This window comes from Pandoraea apista, assembly GCF_001465595.2.
In the GTDB taxonomy this organism is placed as follows: domain Bacteria; phylum Pseudomonadota; class Gammaproteobacteria; order Burkholderiales; family Burkholderiaceae; genus Pandoraea; species Pandoraea apista.
Genome location: NZ_CP013481.2, coordinates 2,538,498 through 2,562,378 on the forward strand (window position 1 = coordinate 2,538,498; position 23,881 = coordinate 2,562,378).

A 23,881-nucleotide genomic window follows, 5' to 3' on the forward strand; every position below is an offset into this window, starting at 1 on the left:
TGCGGTGCGCCGTCTGTGGCGATTCCACGACGCACACTGTGCGATGTCGAGAGACTACGCCTGGTCGATTGCTTTGATAATCCGCATAATGCGGAAAAGATTTTTTGGAAAATCCGTTAAATGGCATTGGACCTCGATACGGTGGCGTTGTTCGTACGTGTGGCGGCGCTTGAGAATGTTTCGGCGGCGGGGCGCGAGCGAGGCTTGTCACCCGCGACCGCGAGCTCGCGGCTGGTGCAGTTGGAGGCGGCGCTCGGCACGCGTCTTCTGCACCGCACGACCCGGCGTGTCGCACTAACGCAGGAGGGCGAAGTCTTCCTGGTTCAGGCGCATGCGTTGCTCGCCGCGGAGGCTCAGGCGCTGGCGAGCGTCGGACAGGGACAAGCGGCGCCGCAAGGGCGTTTGCGGGTGTCGTGCTCGTCGTCGTTCGGCCGCCAGCACATCTCGCCCGCGTTACCCGAGTTCCTTGAGCGTTATCGGGGTATTTCGCTCGATTTCCGGCTGACGGATCGCGTCGTCGACCTGATCGAGGAGGGCGTGGATCTGGCGATTCGTGTGGGGGCGTTGCGTGATTCGACACTCGTGGCCCGCAAGCTCGCAACAAATCGGCGTACGTTATGCGCGTCGCCGGCGTATCTCGCGGCGCGGGGTACTCCCAGGCATCCGGGCGATCTTGCGCAGCACGATTGCCTGATTCTCGGCGAGCAGCGTGATTGGCGGTTCGTCACGCCGGGCGGCACGTTGAATGTGCGCGTGGGCGGCCGTCTCGCGTCGGATAACGGCGAGGTGCTGCGCGACGCCGTGCTCGCAGGGCTCGGTATTGCGCTCAAGTCGACGTGGGACGTTGGCGCGCACTTGCGGCGCGGCGAACTGGTGCCGGTGTTGTCGGCGTATCCGTTGGCAGATGAGGTGGCGATCTGGGCCGTGTACCCGAGCCGGGTGTTCGTGCCGCCGAAGACCCATGCGCTGATCGAGTTTCTGCAAACGCGCTTCGGGCCGACACCGTATTGGGATGTGCCCGAGGCGATCGACGAGCCGTCGGCGCCTGCCGCGTCACCGTGAAGTGACGTGACCGCGCATTAGTGCAGGCGATGGCTGCGGGGCTGCTGGGTGCTGGGTTCCTCGTGGCCAATAGCCGGGCTGGCGTGATGCAGCACGAGCCGCCAGCCGTCGGCTTCCTTCAGGTACACGTTGGTCGCGAGCACGAAGGCGTAGCGCGCCTCGGGGTGCGCTTCGACCCGAATCTGTTCCAGCACGTTATGAACGGCGCACAGGGGATTGCGCGCGACTTGAAGATGGCTCACGGTCAACTGTACGCCGCCGTTCGCGAGTATCTGGCGCCAACTCGTGCGAACGGCCGCCGGGCCGACATGCCTCGGTCCGGAGGGGTGAATGCAGACGATCTCCTCGTCTTCCGACCAGACATCCATCAGCGCATCGGTGTCGCCGGCGCGCAGCGCTTCGTAATAAGCGTGCTCGGCGTCTTCCGGACTCAGGAAAATGGCAGCGGGCATACGGCAGCCTCCGTCGGGTGGATGCGCCGGGTAGCGGGTGTGCTACCCGGCGAACGCGCCGATTATGGAGGGTTTGCCCGGGCTTGTCGAACGTGTGGGCGCCGGGGTATCTCCGGCGAGCCGTCGCCCCGACGGCGGCAGCGACGATGCGCGATTCTTGATCTGGCGCAAGGCAATGCCGGCACGGTGCCGGTAGCTTATCGGTAACGCGGGAAAGCGTAAGCGAGAGAAGGGAGTTTGAGCGCGCAGGGGCGCGGGGACGCTCAGGCGTCCCCGGTAGCAGGGCTCAGCAGGGGGCGCCAGCGAGTTCGCGCAGCGCGATGCCGTCGACGATCTTGACGTGACGCTGCCGAATTTCGATCAGGCCATTCTGGGCGAAGCGCGAGAACAGCCGGCTGACGGTTTCGAGCTTGAGACCGAGGAAACTGCCGATTTCTTCGCGGCTCATGCGCAGCACGAACTCGTTGGCTGCATAGCCGCGTGCGGCCAGTCGCTCGGAAAGGTTGATCAGGAAGACGGCCAGACGCTCTTCGGCGCGCATTGTGCCAAGCGCGAGCAGTTGCTGGTGCTCGTTACGGATTTCCTGGCTCATCAGCCGGTGAAGCTGGCGTTGCAGCGAAGGCACCTGACGCGACAGCGTCTCGAGTTCGCCGAAGCGGGCAATGCACAACTCGCTGTCTTCGAGGGCGATGGCGGTGCTGGGGTGATGGTTGTCGGCCACGGCGTCCAGGCCGATCAACTCGCCCTGAAGGTGGAAGCCAACGACCTGTTCGCGGCCGTCGGGCGCGGTGACGCAGCTCTTGAGAGAGCCGAAACGAATGCCGTAGACGGCGTTCAGATCATCGTTGGCGTGATAAAGCACTTCGCCTTTCTTGAGGCGACGGCGCTCGCTCACGAGTGCGTCCAGTCGTTCCAGCTCGGGTTCCGGAATGCCGACGGGCAGACAGAACTGCCCCAGCGAACACGTGGAACAACGGGGCTGAGCGATGGGAATGCGACCGATCTCGGTGGTCATGTAGGCCCCTGAAGTTATTGCGAGAGTTTATCATGGGGCGTCGACCTATCGTTTTCCCTGCCGAGACGTCCGGATTTAGACGGCGCTTTACGGGCGTCGGTGTTTCAGTAATAATTGCGCACATACCGGACGTCCGTCTTGCCGTAGCATCGGCCTGGGCGTTTCCCGGCAGGTCGTTCGAAGCATCCAGGTCGCGCCGCCGTCACTACGACCGAACACAAACGGGCGCGCGCTTATGCGAAGCGGGTTACGACCGCTTCTCGTGTTCCAAGCATCCATTTATTCCTGATACCGGGTCGCCATGCCCCCGGTTTGCTTAGTCGCACATGAATACCCAAGAGGCGAAACTCGTCCTCGAGACCGCGTTGATTTGCGCGCAGGAGCCGCTCAAGGTCGGCGATCTGCGCAAGCTCTTCAATGACGCCGTGTCTGGTGACACGGTGCGCGCGCTGCTCGAGGAAATCCGCGTGCAATGGGATGGCCGAGGTGTGGAATTGGTGGCTTTGGCCACCGGCTGGCGTTTCCAGAGCCGTCCGCGCATGCGTGAATACCTTGATCGCCTCAATCCGGAGAAGCCGCCGAAGTATTCGCGCGCCGTGATGGAGACGCTGGCGATCATTGCATACCGTCAACCGGTTACACGGGGCGACATCGAAGAGATTCGCGGCGTGACGGTCAACACGCAGATCATTAAGCAGCTCGAAGATCGTGGCTGGATTGAGGTGATCGGTCATCGCGACGTGCCGGGACGCCCCGGCCTGTATGCCACGACCAAGGAATTCCTCGACGATCTGGGGTTGCGTGCGCTCGACGCGTTGCCGCCGCTGGAAGATCCGGCGGCGCAGGCGCAGATCGATCTGCTCGCACAGCAGAACATCGAATTTGGCGAGCGTGCCGAGGGTGAGTCGAGCGACGAGGTAACGTCGGGCGACGCGCCGGTGGCCGATGCCGACGCGTTAGCACGTCTTGCGCAAACCCGTGCCGACGACTTGCCGCTGGCGCAAGGATTGCCGGAAGATCAACGTCCGCTGACAGCGTCAGAGGATGGGTTGACGGAAGACGCGTTGCTCGACGCTGTGATCGCGGAAGGCGAAGGTTTGCCGGAGGTGTCACACGAGGCGGTGGCGCAGCAGGCGTCGGGCGAAAATACGTCGGACGTCGCGGAACTCGCAGACATTGCACACGTCAGTGAGCAGGGCGATGCGGCGCATGGCGGCGAAGTGCTCGATGACGCGAAGGCGGTATTCGACGCCGAATTGTTGGAAAACGACATTTCCGGTTTGTCGGGTGCGATCGCGCAGGACGAGGAATATTCTGAAGAATCAGAGTCTGCGATGTTGGTCGGTGACGATCGGCCGCAAGATGCGCAGGACGTAGCGACGCAGGCGGCAGATCCCGCCGCGTCGGGCGCGCAGGAGGTTTCCCCGCACGCTGTCGACTCGGCAGCGAACGAAGCCGCTGCCGGGCAGCCCATGCCCGGTGCGATGGATGACGACGAGAACGACGGGGACGACAAGAATCTCGTCACTGGTACCTGAAGGCACCGGCGCCTGGCGCCGGGAACGCCCGTAGGGCCGTTAGCGATAAGAACGAAGTCGCGGCAAACCTTTGTCGCGCATTCATGGTGCGAACACGGATCAGGGCAGCCATTTACGCCCGCCCACGACGATCCCGTTTTCCAATGAGGTTGTGTTGAAACAAAACGAAGAATCCCAGGACCTGCACGCACGCGATGCCGGTGCCGAAGCACGCGCGCCGGAAGGCGAGGGCGGCGATGACAAGGCGTCGCGCCGCGGTTTGCGCCGTGGCCCGCGTAGTCTGATTGCCCGCCGTCGTGCGGCTCAGCAAGCCAAGCGCGAAGGCGAGGACGGCGGCGCAGGCGAGTCCGCCTCGCCGGAAGCCGCGTATGGCGCACCGTCCGACGACGCACCGCAAGGCGCTGCATCGGGCGCCGAGGGCGCACCATCGGCCGCTCAGGGGCGCGCACGCAATGGCGCCCGCAAGCCGCGTGGCGGCAAGCGTGACGGTGCCTCGCAGGCGTCGCAGCCGACTCAGGCTGGCGGCGGTGGCGCCAACGGCGCTGCCCCGGGCGGCAGGGCGCCGCAAGGGGCCAAGGGCCGTGGTCGCAAGGGGGCGCCCGGTGCAGGCGGTGCCCGAGGCAATGCTGGCGGCAAGGGCGACGACGATCTGTTCTCGTTCGTGACGTCGGGTGGCTTCGACAGCGAAGAGTCCGATGGCGACGCCAAGGCTGCGGCCAAGCGCGGTCGCCGTCCGGCTGACCGCCGCGTGCTTTCTCCTGACGATGAAGCGCCGAAGCTGCACAAGGTGCTCGCCGAAGCCGGCATGGGTTCGCGTCGCGAGATGGAAGAACTGATTCTCGCCGGGCGCGTGTCTGTTAACGCAGAGCCTGCCCACATCGGCCAGCGCATTCTGCCGACCGATCAGGTTCGTATCAACGGCAAGCTCGTCAAGCGTCGTATCACGAGCAAGCCGCCCCGCGTGCTCCTGTATCACAAGCCGTCGGGCGAAATCGTCAGCCATGCCGATCCGGAAGGCCGCGCGTCGGTGTTCGACCGTCTGCCGCCGATGAAGACCGCCAAGTGGCTCGCCGTGGGGCGTTTGGACTTCAATACGGAAGGCCTGCTGATCCTCACGACATCGGGCGACCTGGCAAACCGGTTCATGCATCCGCGTTACGAAATCGAGCGTGAATACGCTGTGCGTACCGTGGGGCAACTGAGCGAAGCGTCTCGCCAGCAACTGCTGCACGGCATCAAGCTCGATGACGGCGAGGCCAATTTCCTGCGCCTGAAAGATGGTGGAGGCGAGGGCTCGAATCATTGGTATCACGTGGCTCTGGCCGAAGGCCGGAACCGCGAAGTGCGTCGTATGTTCGATGCTGCGGGCCTGATGGTGAGCCGTCTGATTCGTACGCGTTACGGCCCGTTGACGCTCCCGCGCGGGCTCAAGCGCGGTCGTTACGAAGAGCTGGATGACGCTCAGGTGCGTTCGCTGTTCGCGGCCGTCGGCATGAAGATGCCGGGCGCGAGTTCGGAAGACAAGCCCAGAGGAGCGCGTGGTGGCAAGGCCGGCGCACCGAAAGAGCCGCGTCGCCAGCCTGATCCGATGCAGACCGCTCTGGGCGTGTTTAGCCGTGAGCCGGGGCAGTCGCGTCGTCCCCCTCGTGCCAATCCGCTGACGGCATTTGTCGGTCCGAGCGGTGGCTATCCGGGGCAAACGCCTTCGCCGCGTGGCGAAGGGCGCCGTTTCGGTGGCGGTAACGCCGGGGGTGGCGGAGGTTTCGGTGGTCAGCCACGCGGCGGTAACGGTAATGGCAACGGAAACGGCAATCGCAGCCGGGGCGGCAACCGGGCAGGTGGCGGCGGTGGTGGCGGTAACAGCGCTGGTGGTAACCACGGCAACCGTGGCAATCGTGGCGGAAACCGTTCGCGCTAAGGTTGGGGCGGACGTCTGGAATGGGCGGCGGCGAGCGATCGCCGCTTCCCCCGTTTTGCGGTGCAGCAACGTTGCATTGATGCCCGTCAGGCGGGCTTTGAGGGCGTCAAGCGTTGCAAATCGGCCCAAAACCATATAAAATCAGGGAATAAGCTGGTTTGCGTGCCACGCGATCTGTTGCGGCGCGCACCTCATGCGCAATGAGGCTGTAAGAAATGGGCGTTTCGCCCATTTTTTTTTGCCGCGAGCGTTTTACGCGCGGCCGATGCCGCCGCGTCGGGGAGTGGGTGTGCCAACACAGGTACACCGGCCCGGACGGTCGAGGCAGGTATCGTGCGACGCTCCATGCGGGGCGCGCAGACATGTCGGGCGCTGCTAATGCGCGCGAGTTTTTCTAGGGTGAGCAAAGTTGCAATTGCCAGAACTGATCGAGACCACGGTCGAAGGCCTGGGTTACGAGCTGGTCGATCTTGAACGCGCCGGCGGTGGTTTGCTGCGCGTCTACATCGATAAGCCGGACGGCATCACGATCGATGACTGCGAGACGGTAAGCCGTCAGCTCTCGCACGTCCTGATGGTCGAGAACGTCAATTACGACCGACTCGAAATATCGTCGCCGGGGCTGGATCGTCCGCTGCGCAAGCTGCGTGACTTCGAGCGTTTTGCCGGTGCGGAAGTGAGTCTTACGTTGCGTGTGCCGCTTGAAGGCCGCAAGCAGTTCCGCGGCATCCTGCAGGCGCCGCAAGGCGAAAATTTGAGCCTGGAGTTCGAAGGCAAGGGCGGCCCGGCGCTGCTCGATTTCACCCTCGCGGATATTGACCGTGCGCGCCTTGTGCCGCAGATTGATTTTAGGAGTCGCAAACGATGAGTCGCGAAGTATTGCTGTTGGTCGATGCGCTCGCGCGCGAAAAGAACGTCGACAAGGATGTCGTGTTCGGCGCGCTGGAAGCAGCATTGGCTTCGGCCACAAAGAAGCGCTACACCGAAGACGTCGACATTCGCGTGCACATCGACCGCGAGTCGGGCGAGCACGAGAGCTTTCGCCGTTGGCTGGTAGTCCCGGACGAAGCGGGTCTGCAGGAGCCGGACAAGCAGATTTTGCTGTTCGAGGCCAAAGAGGAAAACCCGTCGATCGAAATCAACGAGTTCATCGAAGAGCCGGTGGAATCGCTGGAATTCGGTCGCATCGGCGCGCAAGCGGCCAAGCAAGTCATTCTGCAGCGCATTCGCGATGCCGAGCGCGAGCAAATCCTGTCGGACTTCCTCGAGCGCGGCGAAAAGATCATGACCGGCACGGTCAAGCGTCTCGACAAGGGCAACCTGATCGTCGAGTCGGGCCGTGTCGAAGCCCTGTTGCGTCGTGATCAACTGATCCCGAAAGAAAATCTGCGTATCGGCGATCGCGTTCGCGCTTACATCGTGAAGGTCGACCGTACGGCGCGCGGCCCGCAAATCGAACTCTCGCGCACGGCGCCGGAATTCCTGATCGAGCTGTTCGGCATGGAAGTGCCGGAAATCGAGCAGGGTCTGCTGGAGATCAAGTCGGCCGCCCGCGATCCGGGTGTGCGCGCCAAGATCGCCGTGGTGGCATATGACAAGCGCATCGATCCGATCGGCACCTGCGTGGGTATTCGCGGTACGCGCGTGCAAGCTGTGCGTAACGAACTGGGCGGTGAGAACGTCGATATCGTGCTGTGGTCGGAAGACCCCGCGCAATTCGTGATTGGCGCGCTGGCGCCGGCGGCGGTGCAGTCGATCGTCGTTGACGAAGAAAAGCACAGCATGGATGTCGTCGTCGACGAGAACGAACTGGCAGTGGCGATTGGTCGCAGCGGTCAGAATGTGCGTCTCGCGTCGGAACTGACCGGCTGGCAAATCAACATCATGACGCCGGATGAATCGGCCGAGAAGCAGAACGAAGAACGCGGTGCGCTGCGTACGTTGTTCATGCAGCGTCTCGATGTGGATGAGGAAGTGGCGGACATCCTGATCGAGGAAGGTTTCTCGAGCCTGGAAGAGATCGCCTACGTGCCCCTGAACGAAATGCTCGAGATCGAAGCATTCGACGAGGACACGGTGCATGAGCTGCGCAATCGTTCACGCGACGCACTGCTGACGCAGGCGATTGCCACCGAGGAAAAGGTCGAAGGTGTTGCACTCGATCTCAAGAGCCTCGACGGCATGACGCCCGAGTTGCTGGCCAAGCTGGCCGAGCATGAAATTCAGACGCGCGATGATCTGGCCGAGCTGGCTGTCGACGAACTGACCGAGATGACCGGCGTCGACGAAGAAGCTGCGAAGGCACTGATCATGAAAGCGCGAGAGCACTGGTTCCAATGATGACCTGCCCCGGCATGCATATGGAACAGTGAACTTTGAAGTTAACCGCAAGGCGCCTGGCCTTGCTTGAAGAGGTTTGAATGGCGAGCATCAACGTAGCCCAATTTGCTGCAGAACTGAAAATGCCGGCCGGCGTGTTGCTGGAGCAACTCAAAGCCGCCGGCGTAGACAAACTCAGCGCCGACGATTCGCTGACGGAAGCCGACAAGGCCCGTCTGTTGGAGCACCTGCGCCGGTCCCACGGCGCGGGTGACGGCGACAAAAAGAAGATCACTCTGACGCGTCGCCAGACCTCGGAAATCAAGCAAGCCGACGCGACCGGAAAGGCGCGCACGATTCAAGTCGAAGTGCGCAAGAAGCGCACCTTCGTCAAGCGCGACGACGTTGCGGAAGGCGCGGACAACGCGGCAGCCGCCGCCGCCGAAGACGAAGTGCTTCGTCAGCGTGAGGAAGACGCACGCCGCGAAGCGGAGCGTCTGGCGGCGGAAGCGGCCGAGCTCAAGCGTCGCCAGGAACAACTGGAGCGCGAAGAAGCCGAGCGTCGCGAGCGCGAAGAGAAGGAAGCTGCCGAGCGCCGTGCGCGCGAGGAAGCGGAGCGCGCAGCTGTCGCAGCCAAAGCGGCCGAAGAGCAGAAGGCGAAGGCCGAAGCCAAGGCTGGCGTGGAAGCCGAAAAGGTGTCGAGCGTTGACCCCGAAGCGGCCTCCAAGGCAGATGCCGAGAACGCTGAAAAGGCGGAAAAGGCCGAGCAAGCCGAGAAGGCGGCAGCGGCCAAGGCCGACGCCGAGCGCGAGCAGGCTCGCAAGGCCAGCGAGGAAGCGCGTGCGGCCGCCGAGAAGGCGAGCGCGGCTGCCGACAAGGCGCGTGCCGAGGAAGAAGCCATTCGCAAGCGTCGTGCCGCGGCGGAAGCCGAAGCGCGTGCGATTCGCGAAATGATGAATGCACCGCGTCGCGTGCTGAAGGCACCGGAGCCGGCACCTGCTGCCGCTGCTGCGCCCAAGGCCGAAGCGAAGGGCACGCTGCACAAGCCGGCCAAGCCGGAAGGTGCCGCGAGCGCCAAGCCGGCGGACAAGAAGCCGGCCGCAGCAGCGCCGGCATCGACCACGGCCGGTGCCGCAGACAAGAAGGACAAGAAGGGCGGCGCCTGGCAGAAAGATGCCGATAACCGCAACAAGCGTGGCGGCATGAAGACGCGCGGCGACGCCAGCGGTGGTTCGGACGGTTGGCGTGGCGGTGGCCGCGGCGGTCGTCGTGGCGACCGTCATTCGCAGGATGGCCAGGCATTCCAGGCACCGACCGAACCGGTCGTGCGCGACGTTCATGTGCCGGAAACCATCAGCGTTGCCGATCTCGCACACAAGATGTCGGTCAAGGCCGCGGAAGTCATCAAGTTGATGATGAAGATGGGCCAGATGGTGACCATCAATCAGGTGCTGGATCAGGAAACGGCAATGATCGTGGTGGAGGAACTTGGCCACCGCGCGATCGCTGCAAAGCTCGACGATCCGGAAACGCTGCTGGATCTGGGCAACGAAGCGAAGGAAGTCGAATCGCTCCCGCGTCCGCCGGTGGTGACCGTGATGGGTCACGTCGACCACGGCAAGACCTCGCTGCTGGATTACATCCGTCGTGCCAAGGTGGCGGCGGGCGAAGCTGGCGGTATTACGCAGCACATCGGCGCGTATCACGTCGATACGCCGCGTGGCACGGTGACGTTCCTCGATACGCCGGGTCACGAGGCCTTTACGGCCATGCGTGCTCGCGGTGCACAGGCAACGGACATCGTGATTCTGGTGGTCGCAGCAGACGACGGCGTGATGCCGCAGACGAAGGAAGCCATCGCTCACGCGAAGTCGGCCGGCGTGCCGATCGTGGTGGCGATCAACAAGATCGACAAGCCGGAAGCCAACCCGGACCGCGTGAAGCAGGAACTCGTGGCCGAAGGGGTGGTGCCGGAAGAATACGGTGGCGATTCGCCGTTCGTGCCGGTGTCGGCCAAGACGGGTACGGGTATCGACGATCTGCTCGAGAACGTGCTGTTGCAGGCCGAAGTGCTGGAACTGAAGGCGCCGGTTGACGCCCCGGCCAAGGGTATCGTGATTGAAGCCAAGCTGGACAAGGGTAAGGGTCCGGTGGCAACGATTCTGGTGCAGTCGGGTACGCTTAATCGCGGCGACATGGTGCTGGCCGGTCAGGCTTACGGGCGTGTGCGCGCCATGCTGGACGAAACCGGCAAGAGCGCGAAGGAAGCCGGCCCGTCGATCCCTGTGGAAATTCAGGGTCTGTCGGAAGTGCCGGGCGCCGGTGAAGAAGTGCTGGTGGTTCAGGACGAGCGCAAGGCGCGTGAAATCGCCTTGTTCCGTCAAGGCAAGTTCCGCGATGTGAAGCTGGCCAAGCAACAGGCCGCAAAGCTCGAGAACCTGTTGGAACAGATGACCGAAGGCGAAGTGAAGACGCTGCCGCTGATCATCAAGGCCGACGTGCAGGGTTCGCAGGAAGCGCTGGCGCAATCGCTCAACAAGCTCTCGACGCCGGAAGTGCGTGTGCAGATCGTGCACGCTGCGGTGGGCGGCATCAGCGAAAGCGACGTCAACCTGGCCACGGCTTCGAAGGCGGTCATTATCGGCTTCAACACGCGTGCGGATGCACTGGCGCGCAAGCTCGCCGAGTCGAACGGTATCGACATTCGTTACTACAACATCATCTATGACGCAGTGGATGAGGTGAAGGCGGCGATGTCGGGCATGCTGGCGCCGGAGAAGAAGGAAGTGATCACGGGTCTCATCGACGTGCGCCAGACGTTCAGCGTGCCGAAGATCGGGAAGGTCGCTGGCTGTATGGTCCTCGACGGCTTCGTCAAGCGTTCGTCGCACGTGCGTGTGTTGCGCGACAACGTGGTCATCTATACGGGCGAGCTGGATTCGCTCAAGCGTTTCAAGGATGACGTGAAGGAAGTCAAGTCCGGCTTCGAGTGTGGTCTGTCGGTGAAGAACTTCAACGACATCACGGAAGGCGACCAACTGGAAGCGTTCGAAATCACGGAAGTTGCGCGCTCGCTGTAACGCGATTTGCACAACGGATGTGGAATGGCCCACCGAACCGGGAAACCGGTGGCGTGGGCCATTGCATTATTAGCGAGTAAGTTATGGCAAAGAAACGTGGCGTTCCGGGTCGGAATCTTCGTATCAACGACCAGATCCAGCGCGATCTGTCGGAGTTGATTCAACGCGAAGTGAAGGACCCGCGTATTGGTCTGGTCACGCTGCAAAGCGTGGAGGTTACGCCGGACTATGCGCATGCGAAGGTGTTTTACACAACGCTGACCGGCGATCCGAAGGCAACCGGTGAGGCGCTCAACGAGGCAGCCGGTTATCTGCGCAATCTGCTGTTCAAGCGGCTGCACATCCACACGGTGCCGACGTTGCACTTCCACTTCGATCAGTCGATCGAGCGTGCTATCGAGATGTCGCGACTGATCGATACGGCCAACGCCACGCGCGCAAAGGAAGAGGCGGGTGAAGGCGACGCGCAGGACAGCGACAAGGAAGACGACGGCAAGTAAGCTGTCAATTGACGACGCAGTCTGCCGGGTTGGCCGATGGCGAGCCCGGTGGTCTTGCGATGTCTGAGCGCTCTTCACGCGCGCCAGGCTTCGACTCCCACAAGAATCTCTCAAGCAATCCCCGCATCATGACGGACCCGCGTTCGCAGGCACCCCGCCAAAAACTTCCCCGTTTCGCCCTCGATGGCGTGCTGCTGCTCGACAAACCGCTCGGCCTGTCGTCCAACGACGCGTTGATCAAGGCCAAGCGTCTGTTGCAGGCGTTGAAGGCCGGGCATACGGGCACGCTCGACCCGTTGGCAACCGGATTGCTGCCGCTATGCTTCGGCGAAGCAACGAAGTTCTCGCAGGATTTGCTGGAAGCCGACAAGACTTACGAGGCGCGCGTGCGTCTCGGTGAAACCACCACGACCGGCGACGCGGAAGGGGAAGTGTTGCGCTCGCGCCCTGTGACGGTGGACGAAGCGGCGATTCGCGCGGTGCTGCCACGCTTCACGGGGCCGATCTCGCAAGTGCCGCCGATGTACTCGGCGCTCAAGCGCGATGGCAAACCGTTGTACGAGTATGCGCGCGCGGGGCAGACGCTCGAGCGCGAGGCGCGAGACATCACGATCCATCGCCTTGAGATGATGGCTTGCTCGTTACCCGACACCGCGGAGTTCACCTTTCGGGTGACGTGCAGCAAAGGCACGTATGTGCGCACGCTGGCGGAAGACATTGGCGAAGCGCTGGGCTGCGGTGCGCATTTGCGGGCGTTGCGACGCACCGGCGTTGGTCCGCTCACGCTCGAAGGTGCGGTCACGTTGGAAGATCTGGCAGCGTTGGATCACGCGCAACGGGTGGCGACGCTGGCACCGGTCGATGCCTTGCTGAAAACGCTGCCAGCGGTCTGGCTCGACGAAACGCTCGCGAAGCGTTTTGCTCACGGGCAGCGCCTGCGTCTGGACGAAACACGCTGTCCTCAGCCGCTGCGCGCATGCGCCGCAGCGCACGATGCCATCGAGGTGAAGGTCTACGCCGAAGCCATTGGCGAGGCGCCGATTCGTTTGCTGGGCGTCGCGCGGCTCGACAGCGAAGCGCTGCTCACACCGCAGCGCCTGTTGAAGACGCAATGAGCGGTGATGCGGGCTGTCATGCGGGCGGTGACGCGTAGGTGCACGGGACGTGCCTGACTGCGGCCTTGCCGTCCCCCCTCTGCAATCCCCGGATCGACGCCGTCAGTTGGCGACGTTCTCGGGTTTGAGTTCGACGATGGCGTCCAGCGCTGCCTTGACGTCCATCGCGTATTTCGCCAACGCCTTTTGCTCTTCCGTCTTGGGTTCGAACGACGGCACGCTGACCGGGTGATTGCTTTCGTCCACGGCGACGAACACCATCAGGCAGTCGGTCGTTTGACGCAGTTCGCCCCACTTCGGATCGCCCGCGTGTACCGATACATGAATGTGCATGCTGGTGCGCCCCGTCGCCACGATTCGTGCGCGCAGTTCTACGAGATTACCCACCAGAATCGGACGGCGGAAGCGGATGTTGCCAACGCTGACCGTCACGCAATAGCGGCCCGACCACGTCGCTGCGCAAGCGTACGCCACTTCGTCGATCCACTTCATGAGTGACCCCCCGTGCACCTTGCCACCGAAATTGACGGCGGCCGGCTCGGCCAGAAAGCGGAAAGTGACTTCGGAGCGTTCGCTCTGATTCTGCGGGGTATTCATGATGTTTGTTTTTGCGGGCTGATGGTTCTTTCCCGGCCGCCACAGGGCCTTCTGGCTGCGGGTCGGGGGATGCGCAATGATACTGCGATTGGGCAATTTCCGCCGGAGCCCGCCTCGCCGCACGTCGGGCCTCCATCGTCAACACGTCAACACGTCAACACGTCAACACGTCAACACGTCAACACGTCAACGCAGGAAACGACCATTTTCGGTTGCCGCGGCCCGTGCGGGAAGACATCGAACAATACGGCTTCGACATTGGCCTTGCACAGCGTTATCTCCTCGGGTGACGTGCGAAGACTGGCGACCCCTTCCGCAATAAAAAAACCCCGCCAACATCAGCGGGGTTCAAGAAGTGCCCGGTAGTACAGAGCAGGGCCGGGCACTCGGGGGGAAGACTTGGTTTCAGTGAGCGCCGGCCGCAGCGTCGCCGCCACCGCCGCCCTTCATCGGGCGAGTAATCCACACCATCGCGATCATCAGCACGAAGAGCAGCGCCGAGATCCAGAAGATGTCATTGGCGCCGAGCATGGCCGACTGCTGCGTGACCAGACGGTCGATGTAACCGTTGGCCTGCGGCGTCGTCATGCCCAGTTGGTTGAGGGTCTGTACCGAGGCGTTGAACGTCGAATCGTACGGCGTCAGATGCTCCGTCAACTGCGCATGGTGCAGCGTGATCCGGTTGTCCCACATGGTGGTCGCGATCGATGTGCCCACCGCGCCGCACGTGATCCGCACGAAGTTCGACAGACCTGCTGCGGCCGGAATGCGATGTGCCGGCAACCCCGACAGAATGATGGCCGTGAGCGGGATGAAGAACATCGACATCGGCACGCCTTGCAGGAACGTCGGAATCATCAGTGTGCGCGTATCGACCAGTGTGTTGAAGTGCGAGCGCATCACGAACACCAGCGCGAACAGCAGGAACGAGACCGTTACGACCCAGCGGGCGTCGAGTTTTGGCAGCGTCTTGCCGATGATCGGCGAGAGAATGATGGCGAACAGCCCCACCGGCGCCATCACCAGACCCGCCTCCGTGGCCGTGTAACCGAGGTAGATCTGCAACCACTGAGGCAAGATCACCAGATTCCCGAAGAACAGGCCGTAGCCCACCGAAATGGCGACCACGCCGCCGGTGAAGTTGACCCGCTTGAACAGCGTCAGGTCGACCACCGGATGCTTCTCGGTGATCTCCCAGATGACGAAGAAGCAGAACGACACCAGGGCCACGAGCGCCAGCACGACAATGGTGGTCGAATTGAACCAGTCGAGTTCCTTGCCCTTATCGAGCATCACCTGTAGCGAGCCGACCCACAGCACGAGCAAGGCCAGCCCAATGGTATCGATCGGTTTGCGTTGTGTCGGTGTCTCGCGCTTTGCGTAGATCAGCCACGTGACGTAGGCGGCCGCAATGCCGACCGGAATGTTGATGTAGAAGATCCACGGCCAATGGTAGTTATCCGAGATCCAGCCGCCGAGAATCGGGCCCATCACCGGCGCAACGAGCGTTGTCATGCCCCATAGCGCGAGGGCCATCGAACTCTTCGCGGGTGGATAGCTCGAGAGCAGCAGCGATTGCGAGAGCGGGATCATCGGCCCGGCCACGGCGCCTTGCAACACGCGGGCGGCGAGCAGAATCTCGAGCGTCGGCGCCATGCCGCACAGCCACGAGGCCAGCACGAACAGCAGAATCGACGTGATGAACAGCCGTACCGCGCCGAAGCGCTCGGTGAGCCAGCCCGTGAGCGGCACCGAAATGGCGTTGGCGACGGCAAACGACGTAATCACCCATGTGCCCTGGCTCGACGAGACACCAAGGTCGCCGGAGATGGCGGGAATCGATACGTTGGCAATCGATGTGTCGAGCACGTTCATGAACGTGGCGAGCGACAACGCGATGGTGCCGAGTACCAACTGGCCCCCCGACAGGGGGCCAGGAGCGTTTTGAGTTGCCATGAGATGTCAAAGGGGGTGGGGGGCACCCCCCTCCGCTTTACAGGGGACGTGCGCGAGCCGGTTGGTTGCGCGTGTCGCTGGCGCCACCGTTGCCAGAGGCAGCCGCAGCACCCGCGTTTTCGGTAATGATCTTGGCGACGATGTCGTCGGCGTCGTGACCGACCTTGTCGTACACGTCGGTCGAGTACACCGGCAGCGCCGGCGCTTCACCCAGCTCCTTGCCATCCGTATTGCGTACGTTGACCTTGACTTGCATCGACAGACCGACACGCAGCGGGTGCTCTTGCAACTGCTTTGCGTCCAGCGCGATACGCACCGGCAGACGTTGCACGACCTTGATCCAGTTACCCGTGGCGTTCTGCGCCGGCAGCAACGAGAAAGCGCTGCCCGTGCCTGCGGAGAAGCCCGCGACCGTGCCCTTGTACTCGACGGACGACCCGTACACGTCGGCCGTGAGCGTCACCGGCTGGCCCACACGCATATGCGCGATCTGCACTTCCTTGAAGTTGGCGTCGACCCAGACTTCGTTGAGCGGCACCAGCGCCATGAGCGGGGCGCCCGTCGCCACACGTTGGCCGACCTGTACCGAGCGCTTGGCCACGTAACCATCGACCGGGGCCGGGATCGACGTGCGGGCGTAGTCCAGGTATGCGGCACGCACCTGGGCGGCGGCCTGCTGCACGTTCGGATGCGTGGTCACCGAGGTCTTGTCGGTGAGCGCCTTGTTCGACACCAACTGCGCACGCGCCTGTTCGAGAGCGGCCTGTGCGGACTTCACGGCGTCCTGGGCGTGGGCCAGTTCTTCACGCGATACGGCGCCCGTCGCAATCGCCATTTCGCGACGCTTCACGTCGGCCTGTGCCTTGGCCAGTTCCGATTCGCGCATGGCCACGGTGGCGGCATAGGCGTCGTTGTTCACGAAATAGGTGCGCACCTGACGCACGGTCTGCGCCAGATTCGCTTCCGACTTGAGCAACGCCACGCGGGCATCGGTCTGGTCCAGCGTGACCAGCGGCTGGCCCGCTTTCACCATCTGCGTGTCGTCGACCTTCACGCCGGTGACAGTGCCCGCCACCTGCGGTGTGATCTGCACCACGTTGCCCGCCACGTATGCGTCGTCCGTGTCTTCGTAGTAACGCGCGTAAAGCGCGTAGTAGGCGCCGTAGCCGATCGCCGCAATGGCAATCACGGCCGTCAGCGTCAGCATCATGCGGCGGCGTTTGCCATTGCCTTGGGCCGGCTGGGCAGGCGCTTGTTGTTGGTTCTCGCTCATCATTCGCTCCGTACTAATCTCTCAATATGCTTTGACGTTGTGTTGTCTGTCTTGTGTGACGTGTGGCTGCCGGTCAGTGCGTCTGTGCGGCATTGCCTTCGGCATTTGCCGGGCGTTCCTGACCCACGACGAGGCCTGCTGCCTGCGCATCGAACCCACCGCCCAGTGCCTTGATCAGACCGATCTGCTGGTCGCGTCGTGCGCTGTCGATATTCACGCGAGCCTGTTCCTGCGCGAGCAGCGACGATTCGGCGGTGAGCACGGTCAACTGCGGCGTAAGGCCAGCCTTGTAGCGGTCGACGGCCAGGTCGTACGCGCGCTGTGCGGCGTCTTGTGCCACACGCTGCGACACCATCTGCTTGTCGGCCGAGCGGATCGACGACATCCGATCGGCAATGTCGCCGAGCGCCTTGTTGAGGGTCGAGTCGTAGTTCGCCACGGCGCTTTCATACGCGGCGTATTGGCCCTTGAGGTTGGCGCGCAGTCGGCCGCCGTCGAAGATCGGCAACGAAATCACCGGGCCCGCCTGAATGGTCTGGCTGGTCGGATCGATCAGCTTGCCCAGCCCGAAGGTGGAGAAGCCGAATGCGGCGTTCAGGTTCACGTCCGGATAGAAGCGGGCCTTCGCGACATCCACGCCCTTGAGCTGCGCTTCCACGCCCCAGCGTGCCGAGACGATATCGGGGCGACGGCCGAGCAGAGCGAGCGGCAGGTTGTCGGGCAGGGCGGGAGTGGGCAACTGAGCCAGTTTCGGCGGCGCAATTTGCAGACCGCGATCCGGCCCCTTGCCGAGCAGCACGCCGAGTTGATGGCGTGTAAGCAGGATCTGCCCGTCGAGTTGCGCGATTTGCGTTTGAATGTCGGCGGTGTTGCTGTCGGCCTGCTTCTGCTCGACTTGCGTGTCGAGACCGGCGCGCACGCGGTCCGCAGTGAGCTTGCTGAGGTTCTGACGCTGTTTGCTGACGCGATCGAGCACGTCGTGCAGCGCATATTGCTGAGCGAGCTGGTTGTACGAGCGCGCAACGGCCGTGGCCAGTGCAAGCCGTACTTCCTGATCTTCCGCCTCCTCGGCGCGTTCGGCCGACGTGGCTTGAGCGCGTGCCGAGCGGTTCTTGCCCCACAGGTCGAGTTCCCAGGACAACGAGGCCGTCAGATCGCCCTGCGTGAACCACGTACCGCCGTAGCCCGGCGGGTAGATGGTGTTTTCCGTGAATTTCTCGCGGTAGATGTCGCCCGAGAAACCCACCGACGGCAGCAATGCTGCGGCAGCGCCTTCGGTCTGCGCCTGCGCTGCCTTCAACCGGGCGGCGGCCATGGCCAGATCGGGATTGCCGGCGAGGGCTTCGTCAATGAGAGAGACGAGTTGCGGATCGCCAAAACGCTGCGCCCAGTCGGTGCCAGGCCATTGGCCGCCCTCAGAGGGCAGGCTGCGCTGGGTCTGGTACTGATCGGGCGTGCTGATCTGCTTGTCGCTGTGGATGCCGGCGAAGTTCGCACAACCGGCAAAGCCCAGCGTCACAGCCGCCAGACAGAGGGCGGAAATCGCTGAGCGGGCCCGCAGATGCGGGAGGAACGGTGAGGCCGCTTTCATCGCAAAACCTTTACGAGTGAAGTCTTGTACTGACAATAATCGGGAATCGGGCACTGACGAGGGCGTGAAATAGTGGACTCGTCATGCTTTTTCTGGAGGCAAATCGGAACGGATTTCGCCGTCACCCCGATTCGCCGTTGGCGATCACTCGCCGTAACAGGCTCTTCAGAAAGCCCACTTCTTCCACGGTGAAACCACGCATCAGGTGGTCGGCGGCACGCAGAAAAATGTCGGGCATTCGGTCGGCCATTGCATATCCGGCTTCTGTCGCGCTCAGGTTCACCGTGCGGCGGTCCATCTTGCTGCGCTCACGTACGAGCAACCCATGCGCCTCGAGCCGATCGAGCAGGCGGGTAACCGCGCTCGCGTCAATGCAGTAATCACGCGCCAGATCGGCCGCAGTCTTGCTTTTGCCTGTCGCTACCTTATAGAGCATGGTTGCCTGTGTACTCGTCAGACCGTACTGCGACGTTTCCTTCGTCAACTCGGCCATGATCAGCTGACGCACCCGGGCAACGAGATACCCGAGGGAGTCGTCGATGTCGTACGCGTTGCGGGGAGGATCGCTCTGAGGGGCATCCGGCTGCGACGTGGGCGTCGTAGCGGAGAGGGTGACGGGCGGTTCGCTCATTTTCGTGTTGCTGCAATGGTTGACTAGTCACGATTATAGCGGCCGCTTAATAAATTTCAAGGTCATGCAATAGTTGACTAGGCAAATATTTCAATAAAAATTAGATCGATTGCTCTAAATTGGTGCGTGACGGTAAGAGAATGGACGAGGCGGGGCGGCGAGGATTTCGTGACGAAGAGGGGGCAGAGCGTCACGCCGTTGTTGCATTGCAGAAATGCCATGACGTGAGACACGCGCAAGTGGTAGAATCGCTGATTCTCCAAAGGCTTTTTCGAGCACCTCTTTCATGACCCGCGCTCTCCGTAATATCGCCATCATCGCGCACGTCGACCACGGCAAAACCACGCTCGTCGACCAATTGCTGCGCCAGTCGGGCACTTTCCGCGAAAACCAGCAAGTTGCTGAACGCGTGATGGACTCGAACGACATTGAAAAAGAGCGCGGCATCACGATCCTCGCCAAAAACTGCGCCGTCGAATACGAAGGCACGCACATCAACATCGTCGATACGCCGGGACACGCGGACTTCGGCGGTGAAGTGGAGCGCGTGCTTTCGATGGTTGACAGCGTGTTGTTGCTGGTCGACGCCGTCGAAGGCCCGATGCCGCAAACGCGTTTCGTGACCCGCAAGGCCCTCGGCCTGGGTCTGAAGCCGATCGTCGTGGTCAACAAGATCGACCGTCCGGGCGCACGTCCGGACTGGGTGATCAACCAGACGTTCGATCTGATGGACAAGCTCGGCGCGACCGATGAGCAGCTCGACTTCCCGATCGTCTACGCATCGGCGCTGAATGGTTTTGCCAGCCTCGATTCGGAAGTGCGCGAAGGCACGATGAAGCCGCTGTTCGACGCGATTCTCGAGCACGTTCCGGTTCGCAAAGCCGATCCGGACGCGCCGCTGCAATTGCAGATCAGCTCGCTCGATTACTCGACGTTCGTTGGCCGTATCGGTGTCGGCCGTATTACGCGTGGCCGCATCAAGCCGGGCCAGCAAGTGGTGATGCGCTTCGGTCCGGATGGCGAAGTCCTCAAGCGCAAGATCAACCAGGTGCTGACGTTCCGTGGTCTGGAGCGCGTGATGTCGCCGGAAGGTGCGGAAGCGGGCGACATCGTGCTGATCAACGGGATTGAAGATGTGGGTATCGGCGCAACGATTTGCGACGTCGACACGCCGGAAGCCCTGCCGTTGCTGACGGTGGACGAGCCGACCCTGACCATGAACTTCTGCGTGAACACGTCGCCGCTGGCAGGCCGTGAAGGCAAGTTCGTGACGAGCCGTCAGATCCGCGATCGTCTGCACAAGGAACTGAATCACAACGTGGCGCTGCGCGTGAAAGACACGGATGAAGACTCCGTCTTCGAAGTGTCGGGCCGTGGCGAACTGCACCTGACGATTCTCATCGAGAACATGCGTCGTGAGGGCTACGAACTGGCCGTTTCGCGTCCGCGCGTGGTGCTCAAGGAAATCGACGGCGTGAAGCACGAGCCGTACGAAATGCTGACCATCGACCTGGAAGACGAACACCAGGGCGCGGTCATGGAAGAGATTGGCCGCCGCAAGGGCGAAATGCTGGACATGGTGTCGGACGGCCGCGGCCGTACGCGCCTCGAATACCGCATTCCGGCTCGCGGGCTGATCGGCTTCCAGGGGGAATTCCTGTCGATGACCCGTGGCACGGGCTTGATGAGCCACATTTTCGACGCTTACGCTCCGCTCAAGGATGGTACGTTGGGCGAGCGCCGCAATGGCGTGCTGATCTCGCAAGACGACGGCGCTGCCGTGGCCTACGCACTGTGGAAGCTGCAGGATCGCGGCCGCATGTTCGTATCGCCGGGCGACGCGCTGTACGAAGGCATGATCATCGGTATCCACAGCCGTGATAACGACCTCGTGGTCAACCCGATCAAGGGCAAGCAGCTCACGAACGTGCGTGCGTCGGGTACCGACGAAGCCGTGCGTCTGGTGCCGCCGATCGCCATGAGCCTCGAATACGCGGTCGAGTTCATCGACGACGACGAACTGGTTGAAGTCACGCCGCAAACGATTCGTCTGCGCAAGCGCTACCTCGTGGAACACGAGCGCAAGCGTGCATCGCGTGAACAGAAGTAAAGCCGGCGATGGTGTCGCGGCGTAGCGGGCAACTGCTGCGTGACGCACGCTAATCTGTTGGAAAAGAGCCGGTGCCTTTCGCACCGGCTTTTTTGTTTTCGCTGTGGTGTATGACATGCGGCGCCCGCGTGCCTGCATGCTGTCGATAGCCCCCGAGAGGACCGCGTTGCGCGCGCGTCCGTTCCGTTGACATTTCTGAAGCACTCGCCAGATATGACCGAATTTGTTCGAAGCGAAATCCGCGGCCGCATCGGCTTCATTACCCTGACACGCCCAAAGGCGCTCAATGCGCTCTCGCACGACATGATTCGCGCGATGGCGTCGGCACTCGACGCCTGGCGCAGCGATCCCAAGGTGTTGGGCGTTGTATTGCAAGGCGAAGGCGAGAAGGGCTTGTGTGCGGGGGGTGACATTCGCTATTTCCATGAGGCCGTGCGCGTGGGGCGCACCGACATCATGGATTTCTTCACTGACGAGTACACGCTGAACTACACGATCGCTACGTATCCGAAGCCTTACATTGCGCTGATGGATGGCGTGGTGATGGGCGGCGGCATGGGAATCTCGCAAGGCGCCGCATTGCGCATCGTTACCGAAGCAACGCGCATGGCCATGCCGGAGACGGCAATCGGTTTGTTCCCCGACGTTGGCGGTGGATACTTCCTTGCGAATCTCGCAGGGCATCTCGGTGAGTATCTCGGCACCACAGGCATCGTGTTCGGCGCGGTCGACGCGTGCGAAATCGGTCTGGCCGACGTCGTTGTTCCGCGTGCGTCGTTGCCCGCGCTGTGTGAATTGCTGGCCAATGGCGACTGGCAGGACAGCGACGCGGTGCTTAACGCGGCGCGTGAATTTGCCAGGGAAAGTCTGCCGCCTGCCGGTCTGGCGTCAGGCAAGCTCGCCCCGCTGCGCGATGTGATCGACAGTCACTTCGGTCTGTCGGACATGCCCGCGATTCTGAAGGCGCTCCAGCGTGAAGCACGCTGCGAGTACTCGGGCTGGGCCGAAGAGACGGAGCATCTGCTGCGCAGCAAGCGCTCGCCGCTGATGGTGTGCGTCACCTTGGAGCAGGTGCGGCGTGCACGTCAACTTTCGTTGGCTGACGAACTGCGTGAAGAGTGGTTAATGATGCGCAGCGTTTTCAATCTCGATGGCCGCACGGGCGCAGAGAGTGTCGAGGGCATTCGCGCATTGGTTGTTGACAAGGATCACGCGCCGCGCTGGCAACATGCCGACATCGAATCGGTAAAACCTGCCGATGTGGCGCGCTTCTTCGACGGCGAGCGTGCGGGCGCGGACAATCCGCTGCGCGAACTGGGTCGGTAGGTTCCCGGTAGCAGCCGTTGCGAAAGGCGGCACCGGGGCGCCTGAAGATTTATACCGCTGCCAGACAGAATTGCTCGCCGACGGCCTGATCCAGTTTGCGGCAGATATCGGCAATGCTGCCGACCATTACGATGTGCGACACATCGCGATATACGCGCACGTCGTGACCCGCGCGACCTGCTTCAGGCTCCCGCATGTCGCGACGCGCAAGTTCGCGCACGTTACGCGATGCCTTGATGGCTTTCCCGGACGGACACGTGCGACGCGTTGCAGATGCGACGGCGGCCGTGAGCGCACGGGGCAGGGCTGCGGTGCGCGAGCGTGCGGGCACGGTATAGGAGCGGGCGACGACGGGAGCCGATGCAAACGGGCCGGACAGGGCTGAGAGTCCATACACGGCCGACATCAGAGCCTGTGACGACACACGCACTTGCGATTGACCGAAAGACGTACGCAGCAAACCAAAGAGTCGAGCCATGATGCGATCCTTGTTCATGTGGGTCTGAGAGGCGTGTCCTGCCGCAGGTTTCGCAAATCGCGGGCGCAGCAGGGCACGGGCGCCGGACCCAGCCCGGCGCAGTCGGAGAAACAATGCTTCAGGGAGTGGGGTGCTGCGCTACAGCGCGCAGTCCCCGCATTCGCGCTTAGAGGTCGTTGTTGCGGATCAGACCGACCGCAATTCCTTCCAGCGCAAAGTCGCCGCTACCTTCATTGACGTTGATGTTCTCAAAGTCAGGATTCTCGGCAATCAGTTCTACACCGCCCGGCACACGGTGAAACCGTTTAACGGTCACGTCGTCGCCAAGACGCGCCACGACGATCTGACCTTCGCGGGCATCGGCGGCCTTCTGTACCGCCAGCAAATCGCCGTCGAGAATGCCTGCGTCGCGCATCGACATTCCGCGTACCTTCAGCAGGTAGTCGGGTTGGCGCGCGAACATGTTCGGGTCGCACTGGAAGTTGCGTTCAATATGTTCCTGCGCAAGGATCGGGCTGCCGGCAGCCACGCGGCCGACGAGAGGCAGAGACAACTGCATCAGGCCCATGTGCGGCAGCGTGAACTGGTGCGCTCCACCGGCTTCGTCCAGACGCTTGAGACGGATGCCTCGCGACTGCCCTGCAGCCAGTTCGATCACCCCTTTGCGCGCTAGCGCCCGCAGGTGTTCCTCCGCGGCATTGGCAGAAGAGAAGCCCAGTTCGGCGGCGATTTCAGCGCGTGTCGGCGGAAAGCCGGTGCGCTCGATCGCTTGTCGGACCAGTTCGTAGACCTGCTGTTGTCGGGCGGTAAGTTTGATCATGGCATCACTGTATGGAAGCACAGGTGGCTGTATTTTTGTACAGTGTTTGCAAAAAGGCAAGGGAAAACTTCAAGTTGTGCATGAAGTTCTTGCTGCGCCC

The 23,881-nt window shown here is 62.5% G+C and carries 19 protein-coding genes; 10 read left to right on the forward strand and 9 right to left on the reverse strand.

Translation table 11 applies throughout. The annotated features are described in order from the left end of the window. The first annotated feature begins 120 nt into the window (after positions 1 to 120). Positions 121 to 1,062, forward strand: coding sequence for a LysR family transcriptional regulator (locus tag AT395_RS11845; RefSeq protein ID WP_042115701.1), 942 nt, complete (start codon positions 121 to 123; stop codon positions 1,060 to 1,062). 17 nt (positions 1,063 to 1,079) lie between these two features. Here the strand turns inward: AT395_RS11845 and AT395_RS11850 are convergent, their stop codons facing one another. Further along, positions 1,080 to 1,514, reverse strand: a complete 435-nt coding sequence (locus AT395_RS11850) for a YybH family protein (RefSeq protein ID WP_082117867.1) — start codon at positions 1,512 to 1,514, stop codon at positions 1,080 to 1,082. A 286-nt stretch (positions 1,515 to 1,800) separates the two neighbouring features. Continuing rightward, entirely contained in the window at positions 1,801 to 2,529 is a 729-nt protein-coding gene (gene fnr, locus AT395_RS11855; protein WP_042115702.1) for a fumarate/nitrate reduction transcriptional regulator Fnr, read from the reverse strand. Positions 2,530 to 2,855: 326 nt separating this feature from the next. Here fnr and scpB point away from each other — a divergent pair, with 326 nt between their 5' ends. The 7 genes from scpB (at position 2,856) to truB (ending at position 12,999) form a co-directional block, all read left to right on the forward strand. Then, positions 2,856 to 4,067: an SMC-Scp complex subunit ScpB gene (scpB, locus tag AT395_RS11860; RefSeq protein WP_048629319.1), complete on the forward strand. Its 1,212-nt coding sequence runs from the start codon at positions 2,856 to 2,858 to the stop codon at positions 4,065 to 4,067. A gap of 181 nt (positions 4,068 to 4,248) precedes the next feature. Next, complete coding sequence (locus AT395_RS11865) at positions 4,249 to 5,985, forward strand: pseudouridine synthase (protein ID WP_048629364.1); 1,737 nt, start codon at positions 4,249 to 4,251, stop codon at positions 5,983 to 5,985. A 409-nt stretch (positions 5,986 to 6,394) separates the two neighbouring features. Further along, complete coding sequence (gene rimP, locus AT395_RS11870) at positions 6,395 to 6,853, forward strand: ribosome maturation factor RimP (RefSeq protein ID WP_042115704.1); 459 nt, start codon at positions 6,395 to 6,397, stop codon at positions 6,851 to 6,853. Next, entirely contained in the window at positions 6,850 to 8,325 is a 1,476-nt protein-coding gene (nusA, locus tag AT395_RS11875; protein ID WP_042115705.1) for a transcription termination factor NusA, read from the forward strand. The genes rimP and nusA overlap by 4 nt, the downstream gene beginning before the upstream one ends. Positions 8,326 to 8,405: 80 nt before the next feature. Continuing rightward, positions 8,406 to 11,384: a translation initiation factor IF-2 gene (gene infB / locus AT395_RS11880; protein ID WP_042115706.1), complete on the forward strand. Its 2,979-nt coding sequence runs from the start codon at positions 8,406 to 8,408 to the stop codon at positions 11,382 to 11,384. 83 nt (positions 11,385 to 11,467) lie between these two features. Next, positions 11,468 to 11,884 carry a 30S ribosome-binding factor RbfA gene (rbfA, locus tag AT395_RS11885; protein ID WP_042115707.1) on the forward strand — a complete coding sequence of 139 codons (417 nt, stop codon included), beginning with the start codon at positions 11,468 to 11,470 and terminating at the stop codon, positions 11,882 to 11,884. Positions 11,885 to 12,012: 128 nt separating this feature from the next. Next, entirely contained in the window at positions 12,013 to 12,999 is a 987-nt protein-coding gene (gene truB / locus AT395_RS11890; RefSeq protein ID WP_048629365.1) for a tRNA pseudouridine(55) synthase TruB, read from the forward strand. Positions 13,000 to 13,101: 102 nt separating this feature from the next. On the opposite strand, the gene AT395_RS11895 is transcribed toward truB, so the two are convergent. The 5 genes from AT395_RS11895 to AT395_RS11915 all read right to left on the reverse strand — a co-directional run bounded on the left by AT395_RS11895 (position 13,102) and on the right by AT395_RS11915 (position 19,047). Next, the gene (locus AT395_RS11895; RefSeq protein WP_039371959.1) at positions 13,102 to 13,596 is read right to left on the reverse strand and encodes an acyl-CoA thioesterase; all 495 of its coding nucleotides are present in this window, start codon (positions 13,594 to 13,596) and stop codon (positions 13,102 to 13,104) included. A gap of 405 nt (positions 13,597 to 14,001) precedes the next feature. Continuing rightward, on the reverse strand, positions 14,002 to 15,552 hold the full coding sequence (locus AT395_RS11900) for a DHA2 family efflux MFS transporter permease subunit (protein WP_042115709.1): 1,551 nt from the start codon (positions 15,550 to 15,552) through the stop codon (positions 14,002 to 14,004). 37 nt (positions 15,553 to 15,589) lie between these two features. Then, entirely contained in the window at positions 15,590 to 16,825 is a 1,236-nt protein-coding gene (locus tag AT395_RS11905) for an HlyD/EmrA/EmrK family protein (protein WP_042115710.1), read from the reverse strand. 73 nt (positions 16,826 to 16,898) lie between these two features. After that, positions 16,899 to 18,416 carry an efflux transporter outer membrane subunit gene (locus AT395_RS11910; protein WP_042115711.1) on the reverse strand — a complete coding sequence of 506 codons (1,518 nt, stop codon included), beginning with the start codon at positions 18,414 to 18,416 and terminating at the stop codon, positions 16,899 to 16,901. Between the two features lie 121 nt (positions 18,417 to 18,537). Next, on the reverse strand, positions 18,538 to 19,047 hold the full coding sequence (locus AT395_RS11915; RefSeq protein WP_052765590.1) for a MarR family winged helix-turn-helix transcriptional regulator: 510 nt from the start codon (positions 19,045 to 19,047) through the stop codon (positions 18,538 to 18,540). A gap of 286 nt (positions 19,048 to 19,333) precedes the next feature. Between AT395_RS11915 and typA the strand changes: the two genes are divergently transcribed. Continuing rightward, complete coding sequence (gene typA, locus AT395_RS11920; protein ID WP_042115712.1) at positions 19,334 to 21,157, forward strand: translational GTPase TypA; 1,824 nt, start codon at positions 19,334 to 19,336, stop codon at positions 21,155 to 21,157. 213 nt (positions 21,158 to 21,370) lie between these two features. Further along, positions 21,371 to 22,483: an enoyl-CoA hydratase/isomerase family protein gene (locus tag AT395_RS11925; RefSeq protein WP_048629320.1), complete on the forward strand. Its 1,113-nt coding sequence runs from the start codon at positions 21,371 to 21,373 to the stop codon at positions 22,481 to 22,483. 49 nt (positions 22,484 to 22,532) lie between these two features. Here AT395_RS11925 and AT395_RS11930 read toward each other — a convergent pair whose 3' ends face one another. Together AT395_RS11930 and lexA are read right to left on the reverse strand one after the other, a co-directional pair. Further along, positions 22,533 to 22,961 (reverse strand): hypothetical protein, encoded by a 429-nt coding sequence (locus tag AT395_RS11930; RefSeq protein ID WP_124988711.1) that lies wholly within the window; start codon positions 22,959 to 22,961, stop codon positions 22,533 to 22,535. A gap of 166 nt (positions 22,962 to 23,127) precedes the next feature. Continuing rightward, positions 23,128 to 23,781, reverse strand: coding sequence for a transcriptional repressor LexA (gene lexA / locus AT395_RS11935; protein ID WP_042115715.1), 654 nt, complete (start codon positions 23,779 to 23,781; stop codon positions 23,128 to 23,130). Positions 23,782 to 23,881 lie beyond the last annotated feature (100 nt).

Bases quoted from the DNA above. Each gene is read 5' to 3' on its own strand.
- AT395_RS11845 (WP_042115701.1), top strand. From the start codon at position 121: ATGGCATTGGACCTCGATACGGTGGCGTTGTTCGTACGTGTGGCGGCG.
- AT395_RS11850 (WP_082117867.1), bottom strand. From the start codon at position 1,514: ATGCCCGCTGCCATTTTCCTGAGTCCGGAAGACGCCGAGCACGCTTAT.
- fnr (WP_042115702.1), bottom strand. From the start codon at position 2,529: ATGACCACCGAGATCGGTCGCATTCCCATCGCTCAGCCCCGTTGTTCC.
- scpB (WP_048629319.1), top strand. From the start codon at position 2,856: ATGAATACCCAAGAGGCGAAACTCGTCCTCGAGACCGCGTTGATTTGC.
- nusA (WP_042115705.1), top strand. From the start codon at position 6,850: ATGAGTCGCGAAGTATTGCTGTTGGTCGATGCGCTCGCGCGCGAAAAG.
- infB (WP_042115706.1), top strand. From the start codon at position 8,406: ATGGCGAGCATCAACGTAGCCCAATTTGCTGCAGAACTGAAAATGCCG.
- rbfA (WP_042115707.1), top strand. From the start codon at position 11,468: ATGGCAAAGAAACGTGGCGTTCCGGGTCGGAATCTTCGTATCAACGAC.
- truB (WP_048629365.1), top strand. From the start codon at position 12,013: ATGACGGACCCGCGTTCGCAGGCACCCCGCCAAAAACTTCCCCGTTTC.
- AT395_RS11895 (WP_039371959.1), bottom strand. From the start codon at position 13,596: ATGAATACCCCGCAGAATCAGAGCGAACGCTCCGAAGTCACTTTCCGC.
- AT395_RS11900 (WP_042115709.1), bottom strand. From the start codon at position 15,552: ATGGCAACTCAAAACGCTCCTGGCCCCCTGTCGGGGGGCCAGTTGGTA.
- AT395_RS11905 (WP_042115710.1), bottom strand. From the start codon at position 16,825: ATGAGCGAGAACCAACAACAAGCGCCTGCCCAGCCGGCCCAAGGCAAT.
- AT395_RS11910 (WP_042115711.1), bottom strand. From the start codon at position 18,416: ATGAAAGCGGCCTCACCGTTCCTCCCGCATCTGCGGGCCCGCTCAGCG.
- AT395_RS11915 (WP_052765590.1), bottom strand. From the start codon at position 19,047: ATGAGCGAACCGCCCGTCACCCTCTCCGCTACGACGCCCACGTCGCAG.
- typA (WP_042115712.1), top strand. From the start codon at position 19,334: ATGACCCGCGCTCTCCGTAATATCGCCATCATCGCGCACGTCGACCAC.
- AT395_RS11925 (WP_048629320.1), top strand. From the start codon at position 21,371: ATGACCGAATTTGTTCGAAGCGAAATCCGCGGCCGCATCGGCTTCATT.
- AT395_RS11930 (WP_124988711.1), bottom strand. From the start codon at position 22,961: ATGGCTCGACTCTTTGGTTTGCTGCGTACGTCTTTCGGTCAATCGCAA.
- lexA (WP_042115715.1), bottom strand. From the start codon at position 23,781: ATGATCAAACTTACCGCCCGACAACAGCAGGTCTACGAACTGGTCCGA.